This window comes from Lentilactobacillus parafarraginis DSM 18390 = JCM 14109 (assembly GCF_001435895.1).
GTDB lineage: Bacteria > Bacillota > Bacilli > Lactobacillales > Lactobacillaceae > Lentilactobacillus > Lentilactobacillus parafarraginis.
Genome location: NZ_AZFZ01000166.1, coordinates 1 through 1,425, shown reverse-complemented (window position 1 = coordinate 1,425; position 1,425 = coordinate 1). Strand labels below are relative to the sequence as shown.

Annotated in this window: 2 protein-coding genes; both read right to left on the bottom strand. The window is 37.3% G+C overall.

The features are described from left to right. Window positions 1-54: 54 nt before the first annotated feature. Window positions 55-639, bottom strand: a complete 585-nt coding sequence (locus FD47_RS14505) for a recombinase family protein (RefSeq protein WP_054736771.1) — start codon at window positions 637-639, stop codon at window positions 55-57. Between the two features lie 107 nt (window positions 640-746). After that, window positions 747-1,425, bottom strand: a 679-nt coding sequence (locus FD47_RS15550; protein WP_056980841.1) for a hypothetical protein, incomplete at its 5' end; no start/stop codon positions are given.

Below are 1,425 nucleotides of genomic sequence, written 5' to 3'. Positions count from 1 at the left end.
ATTACTCCTCAAGAGACTCTAAACAGGTTCTAACGTAATTATCGCATGTAAATCTCATCTTTTTATATTGCACTTCTTGCGATATCTGATAAAAGTTGTTCGCTTAATACCGGTATTACGGGCGACGTCTACATCACTCATGCCCGTCTGATAAAGCTTAAAAGCATGTAGTAAGCGGGGATCATCTTCGGTATATTGGGGTTTGCGCCCATGATATTTCCCCTGCTGTTTGGCCAGGAAAATCCCCTGTTGTTGACGCTCAATAATCCGCTTCCGTTCACTTTCGGCCTGATACTTATACAGTTCAATGATTAAGTTAGTCATCAGTTGACGCAAGTTAAGATCCGTAATCCCCGTCATGGACGGCAAATTCAACACATCTAGGGTGGCACCTTTGTTCTGAATGGTGTTCATAATCTTAGTTAAGTCCTGGTTGTTTCGGCCCAAGCGGTCTAATTCAGTAACCAGGACAATATCGCCTTCACGGATATAGGCCAGCATTTTTTGCAGTTCAGGTCGCTTAGTGTTAGCCCCACTTAATTTATCCGTAAATAATTTATCAACATCTTTTAAAGCCGCTAACTGTCGATCTAAATGTTGCTCCTTGGAACTCACACGCGCATAACCGATTTTAGCCATTTCCAATTCTCCTTTTGGACAGTTCTAATGAACACTTATAATTCCTAGTATAGCACAGAAATAAAAAAGACCACTAGGGTATACCCTAATGGCCGTTTGATATGAACTTATTTTGTTTTATATTTATCTTGAACAGCAAGAATTTTTGTTAAATATTCCATATCTAAATCTTTTCCCAAGGAGTCTTGATAATCTGTTTCAACGACAAATTCCTTCACTGTGCCACTCATGGTCTGATATATGAAATAAATATAAACGGGCTTTTTATTAACGAAGCGCTTTAATGCTTTATAATTAGACGTAAGACGATTCTTAACTGCGTCTAAAAAGCGCCCTTTAGGAATAACAATAGTTCTCATTTCGTGACTTTTGATGGGAATAAAACCAGTCGCCGCAATTTCATCGCCATTTTGGATATTCACCATTTGAAGGTAAGGATATAAGTCCTTATCTTCATATTGCTTTTTATAGTTCTTAGACTTTATCTTATCTATAAACAATAAAAATAAGCGATATGTCCAAGACCTTGTCGTATGCGTAGTCTTACTATTGCTGTCTTTGCACAATCTAAGTTTTACTCGAATGATGTATGGCAACAACTTTCGATATAGATAGAATTTCTTGTCTGTAACCATTATTCCTAGCAGTTGAGACGCTTCAGTTCCTAAACTGTCATTATATATGGAAATAGCTGTTTCAAAATTGTTGTTTCCTGAGGAGTATTCAAAAGATTGTCTCAGCTTCCTGTGACGATTTCTTAGAAGCTGTTTAGTATCTTTTAAGAAG